The sequence below is a fragment of the Holophagales bacterium genome (genome assembly GCA_016719485.1).
GTDB lineage: Bacteria > Acidobacteriota > Thermoanaerobaculia > UBA5066 > UBA5066 > UBA5066.
Genome location: JADJZB010000002.1, coordinates 324,319 through 346,448 on the forward strand (window position 1 = coordinate 324,319; position 22,130 = coordinate 346,448).

General features: G+C 70.3%; 23 protein-coding genes. 7 read left to right on the plus strand and 16 right to left on the minus strand.

All coding sequences use genetic code 11. The annotated features are described in order from the left end of the window. Positions 1 to 55: 55 nt before the first annotated feature. The 7 genes from IPN03_01510 to IPN03_01540 all read right to left on the minus strand — a co-directional run bounded on the left by IPN03_01510 (position 56) and on the right by IPN03_01540 (position 4,768). Complete coding sequence (locus IPN03_01510) at positions 56 to 349, minus strand: hypothetical protein (protein MBK9372433.1); 294 nt, start codon at positions 347 to 349, stop codon at positions 56 to 58. A gap of 127 nt (positions 350 to 476) precedes the next feature. Then, entirely contained in the window at positions 477 to 824 is a 348-nt protein-coding gene (locus tag IPN03_01515; GenBank protein ID MBK9372434.1) for an RNA-binding protein, read from the minus strand. A 236-nt stretch (positions 825 to 1,060) separates the two neighbouring features. Beyond that, positions 1,061 to 2,599 carry a glutamine-hydrolyzing GMP synthase gene (gene guaA / locus IPN03_01520; protein ID MBK9372435.1) on the minus strand — a complete coding sequence of 513 codons (1,539 nt, stop codon included), beginning with the start codon at positions 2,597 to 2,599 and terminating at the stop codon, positions 1,061 to 1,063. Between the two features lie 7 nt (positions 2,600 to 2,606). Beyond that, a complete protein-coding gene (locus IPN03_01525) occupies positions 2,607 to 3,167 on the minus strand; it encodes a hypothetical protein (GenBank protein ID MBK9372436.1) in 561 nt (186 codons plus the stop codon). A 24-nt stretch (positions 3,168 to 3,191) separates the two neighbouring features. Beyond that, positions 3,192 to 3,635: a lytic transglycosylase domain-containing protein gene (locus tag IPN03_01530; GenBank protein MBK9372437.1), complete on the minus strand. Its 444-nt coding sequence runs from the start codon at positions 3,633 to 3,635 to the stop codon at positions 3,192 to 3,194. Beyond that, positions 3,580 to 3,891, minus strand: a complete 312-nt coding sequence (locus IPN03_01535) for a hypothetical protein (protein ID MBK9372438.1) — start codon at positions 3,889 to 3,891, stop codon at positions 3,580 to 3,582. Before IPN03_01535 ends, IPN03_01530 begins: the two co-directional genes overlap by 56 nt. After that, positions 3,884 to 4,768, minus strand: a complete 885-nt coding sequence (locus tag IPN03_01540; GenBank protein ID MBK9372439.1) for a site-specific tyrosine recombinase XerD — start codon at positions 4,766 to 4,768, stop codon at positions 3,884 to 3,886. Before IPN03_01540 ends, IPN03_01535 begins: the two co-directional genes overlap by 8 nt. Before the next feature lie 135 nt (positions 4,769 to 4,903). On the opposite strand from IPN03_01540, the gene hppD reads away from it, so the two are divergent. The 3 genes from hppD to IPN03_01555 are packed head-to-tail and all read left to right on the plus strand — an operon-like array spanning position 4,904 to position 8,518. Then, on the plus strand, positions 4,904 to 6,067 hold the full coding sequence (hppD, locus tag IPN03_01545; protein ID MBK9372440.1) for a 4-hydroxyphenylpyruvate dioxygenase: 1,164 nt from the start codon (positions 4,904 to 4,906) through the stop codon (positions 6,065 to 6,067). 1 nt (position 6,068) lies between these two features. Beyond that, positions 6,069 to 7,226, plus strand: coding sequence for a homogentisate 1,2-dioxygenase (locus IPN03_01550; protein ID MBK9372441.1), 1,158 nt, complete (start codon positions 6,069 to 6,071; stop codon positions 7,224 to 7,226). Then, positions 7,223 to 8,518, plus strand: coding sequence for a homoserine dehydrogenase (locus tag IPN03_01555; protein ID MBK9372442.1), 1,296 nt, complete (start codon positions 7,223 to 7,225; stop codon positions 8,516 to 8,518). Before IPN03_01550 ends, IPN03_01555 begins: the two co-directional genes overlap by 4 nt. Before the next feature lie 21 nt (positions 8,519 to 8,539). On the opposite strand, the gene IPN03_01560 is transcribed toward IPN03_01555, so the two are convergent. Beyond that, complete coding sequence (locus IPN03_01560) at positions 8,540 to 9,406, minus strand: hypothetical protein (protein ID MBK9372443.1); 867 nt, start codon at positions 9,404 to 9,406, stop codon at positions 8,540 to 8,542. 156 nt (positions 9,407 to 9,562) lie between these two features. Here IPN03_01560 and IPN03_01565 point away from each other — a divergent pair, with 156 nt between their 5' ends. From IPN03_01565 to glnA, 3 genes are all read left to right on the plus strand, one after another. After that, on the plus strand, positions 9,563 to 10,051 hold the full coding sequence (locus IPN03_01565; GenBank protein ID MBK9372444.1) for an asparaginase: 489 nt from the start codon (positions 9,563 to 9,565) through the stop codon (positions 10,049 to 10,051). A gap of 2 nt (positions 10,052 to 10,053) precedes the next feature. Further along, the gene (locus IPN03_01570) at positions 10,054 to 10,635 is read left to right on the plus strand and encodes a class I SAM-dependent methyltransferase (GenBank protein ID MBK9372445.1); all 582 of its coding nucleotides are present in this window, start codon (positions 10,054 to 10,056) and stop codon (positions 10,633 to 10,635) included. Between the two features lie 101 nt (positions 10,636 to 10,736). Further along, on the plus strand, positions 10,737 to 12,155 hold the full coding sequence (gene glnA, locus IPN03_01575; GenBank protein MBK9372446.1) for a type I glutamate--ammonia ligase: 1,419 nt from the start codon (positions 10,737 to 10,739) through the stop codon (positions 12,153 to 12,155). Between the two features lie 48 nt (positions 12,156 to 12,203). On the opposite strand, the gene IPN03_01580 is transcribed toward glnA, so the two are convergent. Next, positions 12,204 to 14,501 (minus strand): acetate--CoA ligase family protein, encoded by a 2,298-nt coding sequence (locus IPN03_01580; protein ID MBK9372447.1) that lies wholly within the window; start codon positions 14,499 to 14,501, stop codon positions 12,204 to 12,206. On the opposite strand from IPN03_01580, the gene IPN03_01585 reads away from it, so the two are divergent. Further along, complete coding sequence (locus IPN03_01585) at positions 14,500 to 15,765, plus strand: SpoIIE family protein phosphatase (protein MBK9372448.1); 1,266 nt, start codon at positions 14,500 to 14,502, stop codon at positions 15,763 to 15,765. The genes IPN03_01580 and IPN03_01585 overlap by 2 nt on opposite strands. Before the next feature lie 36 nt (positions 15,766 to 15,801). Here IPN03_01585 and IPN03_01590 read toward each other — a convergent pair whose 3' ends face one another. The 7 genes from IPN03_01590 to IPN03_01620 all read right to left on the minus strand — a co-directional run bounded on the left by IPN03_01590 (position 15,802) and on the right by IPN03_01620 (position 22,099). Further along, the gene (locus tag IPN03_01590) at positions 15,802 to 16,509 is read right to left on the minus strand and encodes a HAMP domain-containing histidine kinase (protein ID MBK9372449.1); all 708 of its coding nucleotides are present in this window, start codon (positions 16,507 to 16,509) and stop codon (positions 15,802 to 15,804) included. A 242-nt stretch (positions 16,510 to 16,751) separates the two neighbouring features. Continuing rightward, the gene (locus IPN03_01595; protein ID MBK9372450.1) at positions 16,752 to 17,342 is read right to left on the minus strand and encodes an aldehyde dehydrogenase; all 591 of its coding nucleotides are present in this window, start codon (positions 17,340 to 17,342) and stop codon (positions 16,752 to 16,754) included. Then, a complete protein-coding gene (locus IPN03_01600; GenBank protein ID MBK9372451.1) occupies positions 17,339 to 17,869 on the minus strand; it encodes a phosphonopyruvate decarboxylase in 531 nt (176 codons plus the stop codon). The genes IPN03_01595 and IPN03_01600 overlap by 4 nt, the downstream gene beginning before the upstream one ends. 4 nt (positions 17,870 to 17,873) lie before the next feature. Continuing rightward, positions 17,874 to 19,076, minus strand: a complete 1,203-nt coding sequence (locus tag IPN03_01605; GenBank protein MBK9372452.1) for an ABC transporter permease — start codon at positions 19,074 to 19,076, stop codon at positions 17,874 to 17,876. Between the two features lies 1 nt (position 19,077). After that, positions 19,078 to 20,283 carry an ABC transporter permease gene (locus IPN03_01610; protein ID MBK9372453.1) on the minus strand — a complete coding sequence of 402 codons (1,206 nt, stop codon included), beginning with the start codon at positions 20,281 to 20,283 and terminating at the stop codon, positions 19,078 to 19,080. Then, positions 20,280 to 20,954, minus strand: coding sequence for an ABC transporter ATP-binding protein (locus IPN03_01615; GenBank protein ID MBK9372454.1), 675 nt, complete (start codon positions 20,952 to 20,954; stop codon positions 20,280 to 20,282). The genes IPN03_01610 and IPN03_01615 overlap by 4 nt, the downstream gene beginning before the upstream one ends. Beyond that, a complete protein-coding gene (locus tag IPN03_01620) occupies positions 20,951 to 22,099 on the minus strand; it encodes an efflux RND transporter periplasmic adaptor subunit (protein MBK9372455.1) in 1,149 nt (382 codons plus the stop codon). The genes IPN03_01615 and IPN03_01620 overlap by 4 nt, the downstream gene beginning before the upstream one ends. Positions 22,100 to 22,130: the final 31 nt, after the last annotated feature.

Sequence of the window (22,130 nt, forward strand, 5' to 3'; positions counted from 1 at the left end):
GGATTCTAGGGGCGTCCCCGCCCGAATCGACGGAGATCGAACGCCGATCGGGCGCCTACTTCGACGGTTCCGTCCCGGACACGGCCGAGTCGAGCCTCCATCCCCCGCGCAGGCTCGTCGCGCCGCAGTACGTCTTCGTACAGCGGACGTCGTTGAGACAGTCGAGGACCACCGAGCAGGCGTCGTTCGCCGTCGAGCCTTCCGCCACGTCCACGTTCTGCGTGCACTTTCCGGAGTAGGCCCTGTGCGTGAATACGCAGGTCGCCTTCGCGGAAGCCTGCCGGGTTCCTGCCGGCGTCTCGTGCTGCCCGGCCGCTGCACCGGGGACCATCACGGCTGCGAGGGACACCGCTAGAGCGAGGGACGCTGTGGAGTTCGCCGTCGGCCCGAATCTCATGGGGACTTCCTTCCGCCGGGTGAGTCGGCTCCGTACCGATGCACCCGGCAGAGGGAAGTGTAGGGGTTCCCGGAAAGAACTAGTACCGGCCGCGGCCGCCACCGCCGCCGCCGCCGTAGCCACCACCGCCGTAACCGCCGCCGCCGCCGTAGCCACCACGGCCACCGCCGCCGCCGCCGGTACGGGCCTCCTGGGGGCGAGCCTCGTTCACGCGGAGGGTCCGGCCGCCCTGCTCCTGGCCGTTGAGGGCGCTCATGGCGCTCTGGGCGTCGCTGTCGTTCATCTCGACGAAGCCGAATCCCTTCGACTGTCCGGAGTCCCGGTCGGACACCACGCGGGCCGAGTGGACCTCGCCGAAGGCCTCGAAGAGGCCGCGGAGCATGCTGTCATCAGCGGTGTAGGGGAGGTTTCCGACGTAAAGCTTCATTCTCGTTCTCTGGATCCTTGGTCAGTGCGCGCCGAAGCGGGCGGGGTTCTGGAAGTCGGCGCGACCTCGAGCCGACGGGGAACGTCTCGTCACCGTCCTCACCGCCGGTCGGAGTCGGAACGGATCTCTTTCAGCACAACATGCCTTCGACCAGAAGTCAACGCCCTGTCTCCCGCTGCAGTCCTGCAGTCGTTCCGGGAAACCTGTCCTCGCAGAACCGGCCCATTGGCGGCGGATCACTCCCACTCGATGGTCGCGGGGGGCTTCGACGTGACGTCGTAGACGACCCTGTTCACGCCTCGGACTTCCCCCACGATGCGCCGCGCCACTCGGTCGAGAAGGTCGTGGGGCAGGCGCGCCCAGTCGGCGGTCATGTAGTCGACGGTCGTCACCGCCCTCAGCGCCGCGACGTTCTCGTAGGTTCGCCCGTCCCCCATCACGCCGACGGACTGGACCGGCAGGAGGACCGCGAACGCCTGCGCCGTCCGGTCGTAGTCCCCCGAGGCCCGAAGCTCCTCGATGAAGATCGCGTCCGCCTCCTGGAGGATCCGCACCCTCTCGCGCGTGATCTCCCCCGGGATCCTCACGGCGAGCCCGGGTCCCGGGAACGGGTGGCGGTACAGCATCTCCCGGGGAATCCCGAGCTCCTCGCCCAGCCGCCGGACCTCGTCCTTGAAGAGCTCGCGAAGCGGCTCTATGAGCTTGAAGCCCAGCTTTTCCGGGAGACCGCCGACGTTGTGATGCGTCTTGATGACCGCGGACGGTCCGTGGATCGAGACGGATTCGATGACGTCCGGGTAGAGCGTCCCCTGGGCGAGCCAGGCCGCCCCGTCCACGGCCGTCGCGTTCTCGGTGAAGGCGTCGATGAAGAGGCCCCCGATGACCTTCCGTTTCTTCTCGGGATCGGTGACACCCGCCAGCGCCTCGAAGAACCGGTCGGAAGCGTCCACGCCCGTCACCGGCAGGCCGAGATGACGGAAGGACTCCATGACGTGCCGCCCCTCGTCCTTCCGCAGGAGGCCGGTGTCGACGAAGACACCGCGGAAACGCTCCCCCACCGCCTCCCGTATGAGAACCGCCGCGACCGTCGAATCGACGCCGCCGGACAGCCCGCCGAGGACGATCCCTTCCGTCACCGTCGCGCGGAGCTTCGCGACGGCAGAGTCCCGGAAGCTCGCCATCGTCCAGCGGGGCGCACAGCCGCAGGCGTCGTACAGGAACGACTCGAGTATCTCGGACCCGTGCTCCGTGTGCTGGACCTCCGGGTGGAACTGAAGCCCGTACAGGCCCCGCGCCGGATCCTCGAACGCCGCGACGGGGGCGTTCGTCGTCCGCGCGGTCACCGTGAAGCCCTCGGGGACGGTCTCGACGTGGTCCCCGTGGCTCATCCAGACCGTTTCGGTGGGACCCATCGCGCGCAGGAGACGCCCGCCGGACACATCGACCACGGCCCGTCCGTACTCGCGGCCCGGAGCACGCCCGACGCCTCCACCGAAGCGGAGCGCCATCAGCTGCATGCCGTAGCAGAGCCCGAGCACGGGAATGCCGAGATCGAAGACGCCCTGGTCGCCCCTGGGCGCGCCGGCGTCGTATACGCTCGACGGGCCGCCCGAGAGAACGATGCCCTTCGGCGCGATGGCCGCAACGTCGGAGGCCGGCGTCGAGTACGGAAGGACGACGGAACGGACCCGCGCCTCGCGGATCCGTCGCGCGATGAGCTGCGTGTACTGGGAGCCGAAATCGAGGACGACGACGGTGTCGAAGGTGGGCGTCACCGGGCGATCATAGCCCGCGCTCCGGGTCGGATCGGCGCCTCACGAGCCGCGCGACGGCCCTCGGGATCGAAGCGACGAAGGCCAGGAGCAGGCCGGCTCCAACCGCGACGAACGGCACCGCCGCGACGAACGCGGGAGCGACGTTCACACCCCCCGGCAACTCTCCCCCGTGGGCCACGCCGGGAAGCCGTGAACCGGCGAGAGCGGCGAGGAGGAGCGACGCCGCCACGAGGGTCCAGAACGCCTCCGGCGTCAACGTCGCAGGGCGCGGCCCGGGGTGAGCGGGCCGTCGGTCCCTCCTCCAGAGCGCCGCCGCCGCGGAGGCCCCTACGTCGGCCAGGAAGAGGACGACGCCCGACACGAGGTAAGGGACGATGAAGAAGAGAGTCGTCACGACGACGAACCGTGCCGTGGACGACCTGGGCAGGCCCGATCCGAGGACCTCCGCGAGGAAGGGATAGACCGTGAACGAGGAGACGGCCCGCGGCTTCGCCGAGAGGTATGCCAGGAGCGCCGCCAGGTAGGCTGGCGGGGCGAGGATCAGGAAACCGCGAACGGTGCGGAACACATCGGGGAGTATAGGAGCCGAGGCTCAGGAGGCGGGCGCGGTCCCCGTCCAGAGCGCCATCACCTTCCGGACGTACTCCCGCGTTTCGCGATACGGCGGAACGCCGTTGTAGGTCTCCACGGCCGCCTCCCCGGCGTTGTAGGCGGCCAGGACCTTCTCCACTTCGTGCTCGCCGAATCTCTCCGCAAGGCGCGAGAGGTAGAGCGCCCCTCCACCCACGTTCTGTACCGGATCGAAGGACTTCTTCACGCCGAGTCGCCGTGCGGTGGCCGGCATCAGCTGCATCAGGCCTCTCGCTCCTTTCGGCGAAACCGCCCGCGGCTGCCAGTTCGACTCCACGCGGATGACGGCCGCGACGAGGGCCGGATCGAGGCGGTGCGTGGTGGCGGCCTGCTCCACCAGCCTGGCGTACTTACCGGGGGCGGAGTGCTTCGGGCCAGCGGGGGTCCGGATCGACCTCCGCGGCACCGGAGGGCCGTACCGCCTCGACCGGGGGCGAGAAGTAGTCCTTCGGGTCGATCTCGTCGTCCACGATCCGCTCGACCCTTTCCATCGGGAGGACCAGCTCTCCCCCGCCGTAGAGCGTGAGGCGGATCCGCTCGTCGCCCACCAGCTCGTATGCGGTCACCTTCAGGTGCCGCCCCTCCTCGAGGACGACGAGCTCCGCCTCGGCGTACGCCGAGCAGGCGAGGGCCATCAGGGCGACCAGAAGGTGCCTACGCACGGGGGTGGCTCCGGTCGTAGACGCGCCGTACCCGTGCACGAGAGACGTGGGTGTAGATCTCCGTCGTCGCGATGCTCGCGTGGCCCAGCATCATCTGGATGGCCCGGAGGTCGGCCTCTCCGTCGACGAGGTGCGTGGCGAAGGAGTGCCGGAGGACGTGGGGCGACACCGCCGCCGGGTCGAGCCCGGCGTTCCGGGCCGCGGCCTTCAGGACGAGGAAGACCGTCTGTCGCGTCACGGGCTTTGCCCCGGCCCCTGGAAAGAGCCAGGGCGAGGAGGCGGCTCCGCGCCGGGTCGCCCTCGGGCCAGATATCCATCGTGCGACCCAGCGGGCCGAAGAATCGGCGACGGGGACGACCCTCTCCTTCGCGCCCTTCCCCTTCACGACGAGGAACCCATCCGCCAGGTGAAGGGAGCCGAGACGAAGCGTCGCCAGCTCGGAGACCCGGACCCCGCACGCGTAGAGGAGCTCGAGCATCGCCTTGTTGCGGAGCCCTTTCGGGGTTTCCACGTCGGGCGCCTCGAGTAGCCGGTCGACGTCCTCCCGCGAGAGGAGTTTCGGAAGCGTCATCCAGCGGCGCGGGTTCTCGAGCCCCGACGTCGGGTCGGCCGGAATCCTCTTCTCGGCGAAGAGAAATCGGAACAGGCCCCGGAGGGCCGACGTCGCGCGCGCGATCGAACGGGGAGAAGCCCCGTCGGACCGACGAAGCCCGAACCATCGGACGAGGTCCTCCCTCCCGACGTCCGCGGTCGAGAGCCCCTCGCGATCGAGGTGCTGGCCGAAGGCCGTCAGGTCGCGCCGATAGGCCTGCAGGGAGTTCTCCGCGAGACCCTTCTCGACGGCCAGGTGGTCCAGGAAAAGGGGCAGGTCCCGCAGGAAGTACTCGCTCGGAGGGTCTTTGGCAGGCGGCGAGTCCACACGCTGATTCTACGGAGGCCGTCCTGCCGGCGTCGCCGCGGCCTGGTCGCAGGCTCCGGTTCTGCCAACCCTGAACCCCTTAGAATCCGTCTCATGAGCCAGGAACTCGGCATCGTCGGCTACGACTCCTTCCACTTCATCGTCGAGGATCTCGAGAGGAGCCGTCGCTTCTACACCGAGGCCCTCGGGTTCACGGAGGTCGCCCGCGCGTCACGCGAGAAGGTCGAAAAAGGAGGCGAGGAGGCGAGCGTCTTCGGCGCGGGACAGATCCGCGTCCTCGTTTCGACCCCGGCCCGCCCGGACTCGCGCGCGGCCCGCTGGCTTCGGATTCATCCCGACGGCATCTCCTCCCTCGCTTTTCGCGTCCGCGACGTCGATGCCGCGTGGCGTTTCCTCGAGCCCCGCGGCGCGACGTTTCTCTCCGACGTCCAGACTCACGAGGAAGGAGACGGCTACTTCCGTACCTTCTCCATCGCCACGCCCCTCGACGACGTGACGTTCCGCTTCATCGAGCGGCGCGGCAGCTACAGCCCGTTCGCACCGGACTTCGAGCCGGTCGGCGACGGCGTTCCCAGGGAGAACCCGCACGGCTTCGCCACGATCGACCACGTCACGTCGAACGCCTACACGATGCTCCCGGTCGTGAACTGGTATCGGGACGTCCTCGGATTCAGCCGGTACTGGGACGTCGAGTTCCACACCTCCGAGGTCGACGGCGGCCGGAAGATGACGGGGTCGGGCCTGCGGTCGATCGTCATGGCCGACCCTGGGAGCGGCATCAAGTTCGCGACGAACGAACCGATGCGCCCCTACTTCCGCGACAGCCAGATCAATCGCTTCTGCGAGGACCACCACGGGGCGGGCGTGCAGCACATCGCGTTCCTCGTCAAGGAGATCATCCCCGCGGTCGAGAGCCTCAGGGAGCGCGGGGTGAAATTCCTGACCGCCCCCGAGGCCTACTACGACCGCCTCCCGGTCCGGCTCGAAGAAGCGAAGGTCTCGAACGTGGCCGAGTCGATGGAGGCTCTCCGCCGGAACCACATCCTCGTGGACGGCAAGGACGACCGGTACATGCTCCAGATCTTCATGCTCGATGCCGGCGCGCTCTACGGCGACCACCGGGCGGGCCCGTTCTTCTACGAGGTGATCCAGCGGGAGGGGGACAAGGGGTTCGGCTACGGGAACTTCCGGGCCCTCTTCGAGTCGATCGAATCGGCCCAGCGCACCGAACCGAGCCCCCTCGAGGTCGTCGGCTGAGATGATCGACCGGATGCAGCTCGGCGAGGTGCCGCCAAAACCCCACATCGCGTTCCGGTCCTCGTCGGGCGACCTCCGCCACGAGGAGTGCTTCACCCGGGTCGGCTTCGACGGCGAGTTCTCGATCCTCTACCACGAGCGCCCGCCAACGGCCGACCGGACGATCGGACCTGCCGAGCCGGGCCCCTTCGAGCGGAAGGCCCCGAAGTTCGCTCCGGAGGAGCCGCTCAAGCGCCGCCTCGTCCGCGGCGAGAGCGCGCCGCCCGGATGGACCCCCATCTGCGGCAACGCCGACGTCGTCGTCTCGCTGTTCGAGCTCCCCGCCGACGCTCCCTCCGAGGCCGGCCTGGCCAACGGCGACGGTGACGACCTCCTCTACGTCACCTCGGGCCGGGCCACGCTCGAGACGCCCTTCGGAGACCTCGACGTCGAGGAGGGGGACTACGTCCTCGTCCCGCGCAGCGTGGTCCACCGCTGGCGGATTTCCGAGCGGCTTTCGGGAATCGCGTTCGAGCTCCGGGGCGGGTTCCACGTCCCCGCACAGTTCCGCAACCCCGTCGGTCAGCTCCGGATGGACGCTCCGTACACCCACCGCGACTTCAAGCGTCCCGCGTTCCGCGGTCCGCGGCCCGGTCCGCGGGAGATCCTCGTCAAGAAGGGCGATCGTTTCGTTCGCCGCGAGCCGGTGGAATCGCCGTTCGACGTCGTCGGGTGGGACGGCACCGTCTGGCCGTTCGCGTTCCCGATCCTGGCTTACCAGGCGAAGACGGGGCTCGTTCACCTCCCGCCGACGATCCACTCCACGTTCGCGGCCCGGGGGGTCCTCGTCTGCTCGTTCGTGCCGCGCGTCACCGACTTCCACCCCCAGGCGATCCCCTGCCCCTACCCTCACTCCTCGGTCGACTGCGACGAGCTGATCTACTACGTGCGCGGCAACTTCACGAGCCGGCGGGGCGTCGGGCCGAGAGCGGTCTCGATCCACCCCGCGGGAATCCCGCACGGCCCGCACCCCGGTGCGTACGAGGCCTCCATCGGATCGAAGTCGACCGACGAGCTCGCCGTCATGATCGACACGTTCCTTCCCCTTCACGTCACCGAGCAGGGCCTCGCCCTGGAGCACTCCGGCTACCACGACTCCTGGGTCCCGAAAGCGCCGTGAGCGCGACCCTTCGCCTGGGTCTCCTCGGCTTCGGCACCGTTGGCAAAGCCGTCGTCCGCCTCCTGCAGGCCGAATCCGGGAGGCTCCACCGGCAGCTCGGAATCGACCTCCGGTTCGTCGCCGTTGCCAGCCGAGCCCTCGGGCACAGATCCGTGGAAGGCCTGCCCGACGGGGCCCGGATCACGGACGATCTCCTCGCCGTCGCCACGGCGCCCGACGTCGACGTCGTCGTCGAGCTCCTCGGAGGGCTCGACCCGGCAGGTCCGCTTCTCGTCGCGGCGCTCGGGGCCGGCAAGAGCGTCGTCACGGCCAACAAGGCCCTCCTCGCGGCCCGGGGCGCGGAGCTCGCCCGGCTCGCGCGGGACCAGCGCGTCACCCTCGCGTTCGAGGCGTCCGTCGCGGGCGGCGTTCCGATCCTGCGCGCGGTCCGGGAGAGCTTCGCCGGGGACCGCATCGACTCCGTCTCGGGCATCCTCAACGGCACCTGCAATTTCGTCCTGACCGAGATGGCGCGGACCTCCCGGCCCTACGCCGGGGTCCTGGCCGAGGCCCAGGCACTCGGGTACGCCGAGGCCGATCCGGCTGCGGACGTGGAAGGCACCGACGCCGCGTGCAAGCTCGCGCTCCTCGCCAGGCTCGCGTTCGGGCAGGAAGTGCCGCTCGAAGCCGTTCGGACGGAAGGGATCACGCGTCTCCAGCCGGTCGACTTCGTCTACGCCGGGATGCTGGGCCGAACGCCGCGGCAGCTCGGGATCGCGCGCCGGCTGCCCGACGACCGCCTTCTCCTCTCGGTGAGGACGCACCTCGTCTCGAACGACGCGATGCTGGCCCGCGTCGACGGCCCCTTCAACGCCGTCCAGGTCTCGACGGCCCGCGGGGGAGACTTCGTCTTTTCCGGTCGCGGAGCCGGAGGGGATCCCACGGCGACGGCCGTCCTGGGCGACCTCCTCGAGATCGCCCGCCGGGGACGTTCGTCCGGTGTGCCACCCTTCGGGGCCGAAGAGCCCGCCTCTTTCAAGCCAGCCCGTCCCGCCGACTCGGTCGCCCCGTTCTACCTTAGGTTCGTCGTGAAAGACCGCCCCGGGATCCTCGCCGAGCTCGCCTCGGTCCTCGCCCGCCACGACGTGAACGTCGACGCCGTGTTCCAGGCCCCGTGGAGCGGGAAGTCCGCGCTTCCGTTCGTCGTCACCCTCGAGCCCGTCGACGAGGAGCGCCTCGGCCGCGCGCTCGTCGAGCTCGCCGCACTCCCCTTTCACGTCGAGGCGCCGCTCGCCCTTCCGATGACCGCCTGACGCCGCCGCCCGGGACGGCTCCTACTTCCCCTGGATCGAACCGATCTCGAGCACGCGCCGGAGCGGCCAGTCCCCCTCGGAGACCTTCTCGACGCTCCGGAACGTGAGCTTCACGTCGGGCCAGTCGGGGCTCGAGGCGATCGGGATCTCGACGTCCTGCACGTACCCCTTCTCCTTGTGCAGCCACAGGAGGCCTTCTTCGGAACCCAGGGCCGGCCCTGTGATGCTGTATTTCAGGCACGAGATCCCGTCCCGGTCGACGTCCTCCACGTACGCCACCGTCGCCGTGCCGGCAGAAACGAGGAAGTTCGGGCTCTCGGGCCCAACCTTCAGGTTCTCGAGAAGGACGCCGACGTCGACCGAACTCTGCGGTTGCGCAAGGTGCAGCAAGGCAATTCCGAGCGTGACGAAGTCGAGGCTGTAGATATGGGCGGGCAGCTGCACCAGCGGAATGCTGAACGCCGTGGCACCGGGCGCACCCCGGTAGAGCGCCGGGTCCTCGACCGTCATCGCCAGCGCGTCACCGGAGAAGGTCCCGGTCGCGAGCCGCCGTCTGCCGCCGTCCTTCGCCTCGCTCCAGAGCTCGAACTGGCGAAGGGTGAAGGTGGCCCAGTTCATCTCGGCCGTCAGATACCGGCCTTCAGGAACACCCGGCGACACCTGCAGGATCTCGATGCGCTTCTTGTCCGGAACGTAGACGAGAACGCTGCCGCTCTTCGTGCCGGCAAGGTCAGACCGGACGTAGGTGTAGAGCATTCCCTGCTCAACCTTGCCGCTCTTGAACTTGAACTGCTTCACGGACGAGCCGGGCTTGCCCTGCGCCCTCGCCGTTCCGGCTGTCAGCGCCACACCCAGGGCAACTGCGAAGACCGCCCGATTCACCCTCATGATCCCCTCCTCTGAGGCCTCCTGGCCCCCTCCCCGACACCCGCCCTCGCGAGAGACACGAACGTAGCGGAGATCGCCCGACCGTTCAAGAGAAAAGCAGGACCAGGACGGGCGAGTCCAGCGGGGCTCCCCCGCTATCATCGGTCGGAGGCTTCCATGGCCATCAGGCTTCTCATCACCGGCGGCACGTTCGACAAGGACTACGACGAGCTGGCCGGAAAGCTCTACTTTCACGACACCCACGTCCACGAGATGCTCAAGCTCGGCCGGTGCCAGCTGGAGATTCGCGTCAGGACCGTGATGATGGTCGACAGCCTCGAGATGACCGATTCCGACCGGGAGATCATCAAGGGGGTCTGCGAGAAATCCGAGGAGGACCAGATCGTCGTCACTCACGGCACCGACACGATGGCCGAGACGGCCAGGGTCCTCGGAGAGGCCGCCCTCCCCAGGACGATCGTCCTGACCGGGGCGATGATCCCGTACGCCTTCGGCAGCTCCGACGGACTCTTCAACCTCGGGAGCGCGCTGTCGTTCGTCCAGGTCCTTCCGCACGGGGTCTACGTCGCCATGAACGGAATGGTCTTCCCCTGGGACGACGTTCGAAAGAACCGGGACCTCGGGGTGTTCCAGAAGCTCGCTTGAGCATGAGGGGCATCGAGCAGATTCCGGCCCTCTACGATGCCGGCCTCGGCCTCCTCGAGGCGACCGGCCTCGGACGCTGGCGGCGCTGGCTCGCGTCCGGCGCGCGAGGGCGGGTCATGGACCTCGGGTGCGGAACGGGCCGGAACCTGCCCCTCTTCGAAGGCGGCGTCCACCCGTTCGGTCTCGATCCGTGCATCGAGACCCTCCGGGCGGCCCGTCGGAGGCGACCCGGGGTCCCCATCGTTCTCGGTACGGCCGAACGACTCCCGTTCCGCTCCGGTGCCTTCGACACGGTCGTCTCGGGCCTCGTCTTCTGCTCCGTCTCGGAGCCCCCTCGCGCTTTCGCCGAGGTCCGGCGCGTCCTCGCCCCCGGCGGCACGTTCCGGATGCTGGAGCACGTCCGGGCAACGACCCCGATTCACGCCCGGCTTCAGGACGCGGTCCAGCCTCTCTGGACGCGTCTCACCGGCGGTTGCCGGCCCAATCGCGACACCGAGGCGGCCCTCCGGACCGCGCAGTTCCAGGTGGACGAAGCGTCCCGCCGGGCGAGCGGAACGATGCGCCGGCTCGTCGCGCGCCCCTGACGGGCACGACGATCTGCGGAGCATTCCGGTCTCCTTGGCGGTACGATGGCCGGCCGCGCCGGGCCGGGGGTGGCGAGGCGCGCCGAAGGGAGAGACCCGTCATGTTCAGCGACTTCAACGAGGCGAAGTCCTTCGTCGAGAAGCGGTCCGTCGAGATGGTCGACATGAAGTTCTGCGACCTGTGGGGCCGCTGGCACCACGTCACGATCCCGGCATCGGGATTCGCGCCGGTCCTCATGGAGAAAGGGGTCGCGTTCGACGGCTCCAGTGTCGGCTTCAAGTCGGTCAGCTCGGGTGACATGGTCCTCGTCCCCGACCTCGCGACCGGTTTCCTCGACCCGTTCTGGGAAGTCCCGACGCTGTCGTTCATCTGCACGACGCTCGAAGCCGACACCCGCGCCCTCTTCCCCTACGACCCCCGTTCGATCGCCCGCCGGGCCGAGGAGTTCCTCCGCGCCAGCGGCGTCGCGGACGAGAGCCACTGGGGTCCGGAGTTCGAGTTCTACGTCTTCAACGGCGTCTCCTACGAGAACGGGATGAACGTCGCCGCCTACCGCGTCCAGTCCTCCGAGGGAGACTGGAACTCGCACGAGCTCGGCAGCGGCTACACGATCCCGAAGCACGGCGGATACCACGCGATCCCGCCGCAGGACCAGCTGTTCAACTTCCGGACCAGGGTCTGCAAGCTCCTGTCGCAGATGGGCGTCGAGGTGAAGTACCACCACCACGAGGTGGGCGGCCCCGGCCAGTGCGAGATCGAGATCCCGATCCTTCCGATGATGAAGGCGGCCGACGCCGTCATGATCGTCAAGTACGTCACGCGGATGACGGCGAGCCAGCTCGGGCTGACGGCGACGTTCATGCCGAAGCCGCTTTACGGCGAGGCGGGCTCCGGGATGCACTTTCACCAGCGCCTCCTGAAGGGGGGAAAGAACCTCTTCTACGACGCCGAGGGCTACGGCGCCTCGAGCGTCGCGGAGCGCGCCTACATCGCCGGCCTCCTCCAGCACGGCGGCGCCGTCATGGCCTTCACGAACCCCTCGACGAACTCCTACCGCCGCCTCATCCCCGGTTACGAAGCGCCCATCAGCGCCGTCTTCTCGCTCGGCAACCGGAGCGCGGCCATCCGGATCCCCAAGTACGCGAACCGCCCCGACAACGCCCGCTTCGAGTTCCGTCCGCCCGACGCGACGTCGAACCCCTACCTCGCCATCGCGGCCCAGCTCCTCGCCGGGATCGACGGCATTCGGAAAGAGCTCGACCCCACGGCGCTCGGCTTCGGCCCCGTCGACGACGACATCTTCACCTGGGATGCCGAGCGCCGCGCGACGATCAAGGCGCTTCCCACCTCGCTCGAGAGCGCGATGGAGGCTCTCGAGGCCGACAACGCCTTCCTCCTGGAGGGCGGCGTCTTCAACGACGACCTCATCGAACGCTGGACGAAGAAGAAGCGAGCCGAGGAGCGCGAGGTGCGAAACCGCCCGCACCCCTACGAGATCGAGCTCTACTACGGTCTCTGAGGCCGGCCTCCGCCTCCCCGGCCCCTCGTTCCGTTTCGAGCGGGCCCGTCAGAGCGTCGCGAGCGCCGAGAGAGCGCGCGATGCGCGGTCGATCTTCCGCCAGACGGGGATCCCGCCGCGCTGGAGCACCTGCACGAAGTCGTCGTAGAGGCGCCCCGAGTCGACCGAGACGGCGATCGGCTTCCCCGTCTTCCGAAACAGCGCGAGGAGCTCGCCGGGGAGCGAGCCGGGCGAGTGGATGTTCTCCTGGTGCGTCCCCCCGGCCAGGTCGGGAGAGAGGTTGTCGAGCGCGGGCGTCACCGGGATCGGAGAGACGAGGAGCACGTCGACGCCGTCGTCCTCGGCCATCGCTTCCGCGGCGGCGACGAACTGCCGGGTCGTCGCCATCGGCGTCGCGTCGACGGGATTGTCCGCGTGGGCGATGGAGGGGAGGCAGGCGGCGAGCCTGGCCTTCGTCTCGTCCGAGAGGCGGGCCGGAACGAGGCCGTAGAGCTTGTCGAGGACCGAGGAGCACTCGAAGCCGGCGTTCGACAGGACCGCCACGCGGTTGCCGCGCGGGAGCCGGTCGAAGAGCATCGTGAACGCCTTCGTGTAGTCCTCGAGCATGTCGAGAGTCTGGGCGACGACGACTCCGGCGCCTTCCATCAGCGCCTGCGCCACGGCGTAGTCGCCCGCGAGGGATGCGGTGTGGCTCTGCGTCGCTTCCGCCCCGAGAGCCGTCTTTCCCGCCTTGAAAGCGAGGACCCGCCGGCCCTCTGCGCGGAGCCGCCGTGCGAGGTCGACGAAGCGCGCGCCGTCGAGCGGCTTGAAGCCCTCGACGTAGCAGGCGACGACCTTCACCGACGCGTCCGGCAGGAGAGCCTCGAGAAAGTCCGACACCGTCAGGTCCATCTGGTTGCCGTACGAGATCGACGCCTTCGGAAAGATGATCCCGTCGAGGTTCGACGTCAGGGAGACGAGGTAGGCGCCACTCTGGCTCACCGCCACGAGCCGGTCGCCCGGCGCGTCGTGGAACGGGAGCTTGTATTGCGGCAGGAAGAAAGTGTTGTACTGATGCTTGGAGACGATTCCGAGGCAGTTCCCGCCCAGAAGCACCGGGCCGTCGCCGGGCCCGGACCGGGACGAGCGGACAGCCGCCACGATCTCGTCCTCGAGCCCCTGCTTCCCCGTCTCGGCGAAGCCACCCGGGATCAGGATGATCGACTCGGCCAAGCCCGTTTCGGCGAGCGCGCGGATCGCGTCCCGCGCCCCTTCGGCCGGTATCGAGATCACCGCGAGATCAACCGGCTGGGGAAGGTCGGCGACCGTCCGCACACACGGGACCCCGTCGATCGTCTCCTCCTTCGGATGGACGGCCCAGAGGCGGCCGTACCGGATGCCCTCGGACGCCTTGAGGTTCCTGAGGATGATCCGGCCCGGGTTCATCGCCGTGGCCGACGCCCCGAGGACGGCGGCGCTCTTCGGCTCGAGGAGGTTCTTCACCTTCCGTAAGGGTCGTGTCGGCAGGACGGCCGTCGATCGCCCGATCCGTCCCTTTCCGTCGACGGCGATCCAGCGACCGTCGGCGGCGAGGAGGAGCGGGTTCACCTCCAGCTCCTCGAGCGTCATCGGGTCGGCCTCTCCCGCCTGCGCCGCCGCGCCGAACGCCGTGGCGACGGCCCCGAGCCTCTCGAGGCGCTCCGCCGTCGCGGCGAGGTCGAGGGGCGGGTGCGAGTGGGCGCGACTCGGCCGGAACAGGAGCGCGACGGCGGCGTGCGCCGCGGCCGCACGCTCGAGTCCTTCGCGGACCCTCCCCGGCTGGAGGACGACGGTCGACGTCCCGCCGCTCACGTCACCGAACCACTCGGTCAGGACGCCCCCGAGGCCGAGGACGAGTACCGGGCCGAACGCCGGGTCCTGCTTGAGGGAGAGGAGCGTTTCCGAAGCAGGCGAGCCGCCTTTCGCCTTTACCTTTTCGACGACGAGAACCCCCGAGCGGACCGCGTCCGGCATCCGCCGGCCCACGTCGTCCCAGACCCGGCGCGCCGCGGCGCCCACCGCTACGGGCTCGGCGGCTGAGATGGCGACACCCCCGACGTCGGACTTGTGGAGGATCTCCGGGGAGACGATCTTGAGGACGACCTCGCCGGGCGCCGTTTCGAGGAGGCTGGCCACCTCGTGAGGAAGGGCCGGTCCCGGCTCCCCCGCCCAGTACGCGAATCGCGGGACGTCGAGGCCGGCGGCCTGGAGGACCGCGTAGACCTCGTGCTCGAGGAGGGCGCTCCGCCCGGCCTTCCGGACCCGCGCCAGCACGTCTCGCACCTTCTCGATCATCTCGTCGAAACCCCCGGTGAAGGAAAGTAACATGTCGCCGACCGCCATGACGCCGACGATCGAGAAGAGGCTCCAGGATCTCCGCACGCTCCTCGAGGTGGCGCAGGCGATGACGGGCATCCGGCAGCTGCAGCCCCTCCTCGAGCTCATCGTCGCCTCGGCCACCCGGCTGGTCGACGCCGATCGGACGAGCCTGTTCCTTCTCGAGCCCGACGGCAGCCTCTGGACGCGCGTCGCGCAGGACTCGACCGACATCCGGCTCCCCCCCGGATTCGGCATCGCCGGCATCGTCGCCAGGACGGGCGAGACGTTGAGCATCGCCGACGCCTACGAGGACCCGCGCTTCTCCCGGGACGTCGACGTGAAGACCGGCTACCGTACGAGGAGCATCCTCTGCGTTCCGCTCGTGACTCCGTCGGGCTCGGTCGTCGGCGTCATCGAGGCGATGAACAAGAAGGGGGAGATCCCCTTCGACGCCGACGACGAGGAGAGCCTCCGGGCCCTCGGCAGCCACGCCGCCGTCGCTCTCGACACCCAGCGCCTCCTCGTCGGCGAGCTGAAGCGGGAGCGGATGGAGAGCGAGATCGAGCTGGCGCGAAAGATCCAGGAGAACCTCCGTCCGCGAAAGCTCCCGGAACCTTCATGGCTCCGCCTCGCCGCCTGGCAGGAAACCGCGGAGAAGACCGGGGGCGACTACTACGACGTCATGGAGGCCCCGCTGGGCTCCTTCGACCTCCTGGTCTGCGACGTTTCCGGACACGGGCTCGCCTCGACCGTCCTCATGTCGGCGGCCCGGGCCTACCTGCGCGCCCTCCACCTCGTCGAGAGCAACCCGCAGAAGCTCATCGAAAAGCTCAACCGGCTGATCTCGCCCGACATCCCCGACGACGCCTTCGCGACCCTCGTCGCCTGCCGCATCGGTCCCGGCGGCGATGCCTGCTATGTCTCGGCCGGTCACCTCCCGCCCCTCGTCTACCGCCCGCGGAACGGGACGTTCGACGCGCACGAGGAGACCGACATCGTCCTCGGGTACTCGGTCGACTCGACCTACCGCGCGCACCAGATCGACCGCCTCGAGCGTGGCGACCTCGTCGTCCTGGCGACCGACGGCCTTTACGAGGCCGCGAACCCCGAGGGGCTGCTCTGGGGCCTCGACGCCGTCCGCGACACCATCGCCGCCGCCGCGCACGAGGGGGCGCACGGTGTCATAGAGGCTCTTCGCGCCGGGGTGTTCGGGCACTCCGAGAGGCTCTTCCTCGACGACGACATCACCCTGCTCGTCGCCGAGAGGCTATAGCCCGCCGATCGCACCCGCCCGGACCTTTCCGCCGGCTCAGTCCGCGGCGATCACCGGGCTCGCAGCCACGGGAAGCGTCACGGTGAACGTCGTCCCCTCGCCCGGGGTGCTCTCGACGGAGAGCGCTCCGCCCATCCGCTCGCAGAGCTCCCGAGAGATGGCCAGGCCGAGGCCGGTCCCGCCATGCGCCGCCGCGATGGACCCGTTCGCCTGCTGATAGGGCCGAAAGGCCCTTTCCGCCTCGGCCGGTGTCATTCCGCACCCCGTGTCGCGGACGTGGAAAGAGACGGTCCCGCCCGCGGCCGACGCCCCGAGCGCGACGAGACCGGCCTTCGTGAACTTCGAGGCGTTGCCGACGAGGTTCAGGAGGACCTGCCGGAGACGCGTTTCGTCGGCGAGAACCCACCCCTCGCCGTTCACGGCGAGATAGAGCCGGTTACCCCCTCGCTCGACGAGAGGAAGGGTCGCCGCAGCCACCTCGCCGAGAACCCGTACCGCGTCGACGGGCTCGGTCCGGAGCGGGACGCTGCCGTGCTCGAGCCGCGAGAGGTCGAGGACGTCGTCGAGAAGGGCGAGCTGGTGGAGCGCGAGGTCCCGGACGCGCTCCGCGTCGGTCAGGCAGGAGGACCGCGGCCCTCCCGCGAGCCCCTCGCAGAGCAGCTCCGCATACCCGAGGACGCAGTTCAGCGGCGTTCGGAGCTCGTGCGCCAGCCAGGCGGCGAGTCGGGCCTTTTCGGCGGCCAACTCCTTTACGACCTCGCACGAACCACAGGCCCCCGACGCCTCCGGGCCCGTCCTGCCGAAGCCCGGGCGCGGGAACGCGCCGGACTCGTCCGTCGGCCCGTCAGGCCCCGTCCTCCCGCAATCTGCCTGGCACGGCATGCTGCCCTCCCGGCGCGGAGCCCCGGCCCTCCGGCCTCCCTGCATCGCTCCGAACGAGCCTCACTATCCGACGCCGCGCCTGACGTGCGCATCCCCCGAACGGGTTAGGCCCCTGCGAACCCCAGGGCAGCACGCAGGCGGTTCTTCAGGTGGACGCCGTCCCGGCTCGGCAGCGTGCGCCCCAGGGCCTCGGCACGCACCAGGACCTGCGCGAGGGCGCAGCCGTCCCGCGCACGGACACGTTCGGCAAGCGGCTGCACGCCGTCGGCGGACGCGATCTCCCAGGCCCGGTCGAAACCGCACGCGAGCGCGACGGCAGCGAGGCTCGTACCGAGGCTCGTGTGGCTCTCCTGCATGCCGGTTTCCCCGTAGTGCCCGTTGTCGAGGACGACGACGGTGAGGTTTCCCGGCCGCTGCGCCCCGATGGTCGCGAGCGCCCCGAGGCCCATCAGCTGCTCGCCGTCGCCGGTGAGGACGATCACGCTGCGGTTCGGCTGCGCCAGCGCCAGCCCCAGGCCCATCGCCGCCGCGCCGCCCATAGCGCCCCAGAGGTAGAAGGACTCGTCCCGGTCGCCGGCAGCGAACAGGTCGTACGCGGGCGCTCCGAGACCGGCGATCACGAGCGCGGACGGGCAGGCTGCCACCAGCTCCGCCACGAACGGGCGCCGGTCGACGGTCCGGTCCCGGGCCGTCACCGGCTCCCCCAGTCCTTGCGGCCGATCAGGCTCTGGGAGAGGAGCACGGCGACCGCCTCCCCCGCCTCGAACGCCGCTTCGAGGGCGTCCCGGACGGTCTCGCCGACCCTTTCCGGCTCGTCGACGCGCCGCACGGCGACGCCCATATCCTCGAGGACCTTCGGCGTCGCCCGTCCCATCGGCACCTGCCAGCCGTTGAACTCTTCCCACTCGCCGCGCATCGTCACGAGAGCGACGAAGGGGAAGCGGCACGCGCTGACGAGCGAGAGCATGTTCACGCAGTTGCCCACGCCGCTCGACTGCAGGAGGAGGACGGCGCGCTCGCCGCCCAGCCACGCGCCGCACGCCAGCGCGACGCCCTCCTCCTCGGTGGTCAGGACGATCCCCCGCATCTCCGGATCTCCGAGGACCCGGGAGATGACGTGCGCGTGGCCCGCGTCGGGAACCCAGGCGACCTGTCTCACGCCGGAGCCTTTCAGGAGCCCGAAGATCTCCTCCTGCCAGGCCGTCTTCGCAACGTCGTTCATGCCTTCACTCCGCCCGCAGATTCTCCACGGGGTCGAGCCCCGCGGCGCGGCGCGCCGGGACGACGCCGGCCACGAGTCCCACGGCGACCGCCATCCCGAGCGCGGCGGCGGCGTAGGCCGGCGGCGTCGTGAACGGCACCGCCGGCAGAACGAGCCGGACGAGGCCCCCGAGGGCGACCGCAACCGCGATCCCGGCGGCTCCGCCCGCCGCCGAGAGGAGCGCCGCCTCGGCGAGGAAGAGGTTCCGCACGTCGTCCCGGGTTGCGCCGAGGGCCTTCAGGAGCCCGATCTCGGACGTCCGCTCCCCCACGGCGATCCACATCATCGTCAGGATCCCGATCGCGCCGACGAGCAGTGAGATCGCTCCGATGCCGGCCACGGCCGCGCTCACGACGGCGAAGACCCGCCCGAAGGAGTCGAGCATCTCCCCCTGCGTCATGACGGTGAAGTCCTCCTCGCCGCCGTGCCGCGCCTTCAGGACGCGCTTCACGCCGGCGACGACCGTCCCGGGCGGCAGGCCGGGGGTGAAGAGGGCGTCGATCTCCATCACGTGGGCGTGATCGAACACCTGCTGCGCCGAGGCGACGGGGACGTAGACCGCGTCGTCGAGGGTGAGGCCCGCGAACTGTCCCACCGGGGCCATGACGCCGATCACGAGGAAGCGGTGGCTTCCTACCCGGATCCTCCGGCCGATCGCGTTCTCCTCGCCGAAGAGCTCCGACTTCAGCTTCGGACCGAGGACGGCGACGGGCGTCGCCCGCCCGAGCTCCGAGTCGGGGAGGAAGCGTCCGAGCCTCACCTCGAAGCTCCAGACCTCGGAGGCGTCGCCCGAGGTGCCGTAGACGAAAGCGTCGCGACTGCGCTCCCCGGACGAGATCCGCGCCGTCCCGAAGACGACCGGCGCGACCTTCTCGATTCCCGGCACGGCCTTCAGCGCCTCGGCGTCGGCGAGCGTCAGCGGACGCGTCGTTCCCCCCACCGCCCCGGCGATCCCGTGGGTCTCGATCTTCCCCGACGTGACCGCGAGGAGGTTCGTTCCGAACTGCGAGAACTCCGCGAGGATGGACCGGCGGGTCCCCTCGCCGAGCGACGTCAGGAGGACGACCGACGCGATGCCGATGACGATCCCCAGGACGGTCAGCGCCGACCGGAGGCGGTGGGCCGTGACCGAGCCGAGGGCGAGGCGGAGAACGTCGGCGAACGTCACGTCAGCGCCTCGCGAGGGCGACGATCGGCTCGAGCCGGGCCGCCCGCCGGGCCGGGAGAACTCCGGCGACGAGCCCGACGGTCACCGAGACGACGAGAGCGGCGACGACGGCCCAGACCGGCGGCTGGACCGGGAAGTCGGGGTAGAGGCCGCGCAGGAGGAGCGTGCCGCCCCAGCCCGCGAGGAGGCCGAGCACGCCTCCCGCGGTGGAGAGAAGAGCCGCCTCGACGAGGAAGGCGTGGAGCACCTGGCCCCGGCTCGCCCCGAGCGCCTTCAGGAGGCCGACCTCCCGCGTCCGCTCCGACACCGAGACCAGCATGACGTTCATGATTCCGACGCCCGCGACGGTCAGCGAGACCGCCGCGATCCCGGCGAGCGCCGCGGTGAGGATCGCGAGGACCTTCCCGAACGTCTTCATCACCGCGTCCTGCGTCAGGACGGTCACGTCCTCCTGCCCGCCGTGCCGGTCCCTGAGGACCGCGAGGATCGCGGTCTTCGCACCTTCGACGTCCCGCGCCGAGCGGGCCTCGCAGAGGACGCGGAAGACCGAGCGCCGGTCGAACATCCGGAGGTGGTGGCCGATCGGGACGAGGACCACCTCGTCGAGGTCGAGGCCGACGGAGACCCCGCGCGAGGCGAGGACGCCGGTCACCCGGAACTTCTCCTCCCCGAGCCGGAGCCTCTCTCCCACGGGCGAGCGGCCCGGGTAGAGCTCTTCCGCCACCTTCGCGCCGACGACGCAGACCCGCGGGGCACGGGCGGGGTCGCCCGGCGGAATGAAGCTCCCTTCCCGCAGCTCGAGCCGCCGGACGCGCTTCCACTCGGCGGTGACACCCGCGACGGTCAGGTCGCGGCTCCGCTCCTCGAACCGGGCCGTCAGCCCCCCCACGGAGAGGGGCGCGACGGAGGAGAGAAGGGAGACGCGGCGGCGGAGCGCCTCCACGTCGTCGAGCGTCAGGTCGTTCGGGACGCCCCCGGCCACCGGCACGATCCCGGTCGTCTCCGACTTCCCCGGCAGGACGATCACGAGATTCGACCCGAGGAGGGCGAACTCCCCGGTGACATAGAGCCGGGCCCCTTCGCCGAGGCTCGTCAGGAGGACGACCGACGAGACGCCGATCGCCACGCCGAGGAGCGAAAGGGAGGTCCGGAGCCGGTGCCCGCGGAGCGCCCCGGCGGCGAACGCGAGGAGGTCGCCGCCTCTCACGCGCCGCCGTCTCCCACGACGCGCCCGTCGGCGAGGCGCACTTTCCGCGGCGCCCTCGCGCCGATGCCGGGGTCGTGCGTCACGACGAGGAGCGTCCGTCCCCCGGCGTTCAGCCTTTCGAGAAGCGCCACGATCTCCGCACCGGAGGCGCTGTCCAGGTTTCCTGTCGGCTCGTCGGCCAGGATGAGCCCGGGACCCGTGACGACGGCCCGCGCGAGGCAGACGCGCTGCTTCTCTCCCCCGGAGAGCTGATCGGGGCGGTGGCGGCTGCGCTCCGTCAGGCCGACCGAGGCGAGCGCCTCGGTAGCCCGGGCGAGCCGCTCGGCGGGCGGGACGCCGCCGAGGACGAGCGGCAGGCCGACGTTCTCGAGCGCCGTCATCCGCGGAACGAGGTGGAACGACTGGAAGACGAACCCGATCCGCTCGCGCCGGAGCCTGGAGAGCTCGTCGTCCGAGAGCGCCGCCACCTCGCGCCCCTCGAAGCGGTAGGAGCCGGCCGTCGGGCGGTCGAGCCCTCCGAGGAGTGAGAGGAGCGTCGACTTGCCCGAACCCGAGGGTCCCATCACCGCGAGGTACTCCCCCGCCGCGATCGAGAGCGTCACGTCCCTCAGGGCGTGGACGGGCCTTCCGCCCACGTCCCAGGTCCGCGAGACGCCCGAGAGCTCGATCACCGGGCCTCCTCGGCCCGCGCCCGCGCCCCCTCCTTCACCTCGGACCGGTCGAGCGACGTGACGACGGTGTCCCCCTCGGAGAGCCCCGACACGACCTCCGCCCACTCGGCTCCCCTGAGCCCCGTCTCCACCTTCGCGGAAACGAGCGTCCCCTTCGAGAGGAGGAGCGCTCTCCCTCCCGGGAGAAGGGCGTAGGACGGCACGCGGAGGACGTCCTCCTTTCGCGCGAGGACGACGACGACGTCCGCCGAGGTCCCCGGGAGGAGAGTCTTGCCGAACGCCGCGTCCTCCAGGGCCACCTCCACCTCGAACGTCCGGTTCTGTTCCCTCTGGTCGAGGACGTAGTCCGCGATGCGGGAGACCTTTCCCGCGAACGTCCGTCCCGCGTAGGCGTCGAACGTCACGCGCACGGGGACCCCCGCCTTCACGCGCCCCACGTCCACCTCGTCGAGCGGAGCGCTGACGTACGTGTCGTCCGGGTCGAAGAGCTCCACGACCGCCGGGATCGGGAGGCCCGGCGGGGAGGGCGTGACCCACTCCCCTTCCTCCGTCGACAGCTCCGCCACGACCCCGTCGAACGGGGCCAGTAGAACGGTCTTGCCGAGGCCGACCCGCGCCACCTCCAGAGAGGCCCGGGCCTGCCCCACGCGGGCCCGCGCCGCCTCGCAGGCGGCCGCCGTCATCCCGGCCTCCGTCTGGGCCCTCTCGAGGAGCCCGAGCGAGAGGACGTCGTCCTTCGCGAGCCGCTCGCTCCTCGACAGGTCGCGAACGGCCTGCTCGGCCGCCCGGCACGCCTCCCGCTCCGCCGCCTCGGCCACGACGAGCGACTTTTCCGCGAGGGTGACCTGCGCGCGCACGTCGTCCGCGGCGATCCTGACGAGAGCGTCCCCTTTCTTCACGCGATCGCCTTTCCGGACGAAGAGCCGCTCGACCCGCCCGCCGACCTCCGGGCTCAGCGTGGCCCGGCGGCGGGAGCGCACCGTGCCGGCCCGGCTTCCCGTGACCGTCTCCTCCACGGCGCCGCGCGCGACGGCGACGACCGTGACGGGGACCGGATCGGGACGCAGGAACGTGACGCGCAGGACGAGGGCGGCGAGGACGAGCGCGACGCCGACGAGACCGCGGCGGAGCCACTTGCGAGCCATCGGTCCATCGTAGGAGCGCACCGGCGCGATG